This is a genomic window from Pseudomonas sp. PNPG3 (assembly GCF_023093815.1).
GTDB lineage: Bacteria > Pseudomonadota > Gammaproteobacteria > Pseudomonadales > Pseudomonadaceae > Aquipseudomonas > Aquipseudomonas asiatica.
This window is the reverse complement of the sequence record NZ_JALLKV010000140.1, coordinates 1-605: the sequence shown is the minus strand read 5'-3', so window position 1 is coordinate 605 and position 605 is coordinate 1. Positions and strand designations below refer to the sequence as shown.

Sequence of the window (605 nt, the reverse complement as noted above, 5' to 3'; positions counted from 1 at the left end):
GGTTTTGATCGGGCCCAGGTGGACTACTGGCTATCCGCTCGGCTGCACCATTTGTTGATCCCTCGGCACTGGCAGGCGCTGAATGCCAAGTACGCCACCAGCAAGGGCAGGAAGCTGCAGGGCATCTCGGCCATTGCGCCACTGATCGCCAGCCCAGCACCGCAGCTGTTCATCTATAAGGCGGTCACCGCCTGGGCTGTGCCGAAGTTGAAAGGGGCTCGCCGGAAAGGGCCGCGCTCCGTGTCGGTAGAGATTCCACTGGATGCGCCGGAGTGGCGTCGTAACAACCTGGTCGATGCTGCACTGGCAGCTGGTCAGGCTGAGCGGAAGAAAGCTGAGGCGCTTGCCGAGGACCTGATCGTCCTGCCCGATAGCTTCTACGATATGAACACTTGGGATCTGGACGGCACGCCGGAGCCAACCCGCTATCGGTGGCGGTCCGGGATCAAGGAGAGGCTTGATGGCATGGTTGATGACGCGTTGGTCGAGGTGCGGGCGATTCTGGAGGCCGAGGGGTTGCTCATCAAAGAAGCAGCGTAATTGACTGTTGACATCGGTGAGAGAGTGAGAGAAATTATATCCATCCTGTCATTCCTGCGCGTGTT

Annotated in this window: 1 protein-coding gene; it reads left to right on the top strand. The window is 59.7% G+C overall.

The window, feature by feature from the left end; all coding sequences use genetic code 11:
• Positions 1 to 540 (top strand): hypothetical protein (locus MJ643_RS30455; RefSeq protein WP_247727287.1); only part of this gene is annotated, 540 nt, incomplete at its 5' end.
• Between the last annotated feature and the right edge of the window lie 65 nt (positions 541 to 605).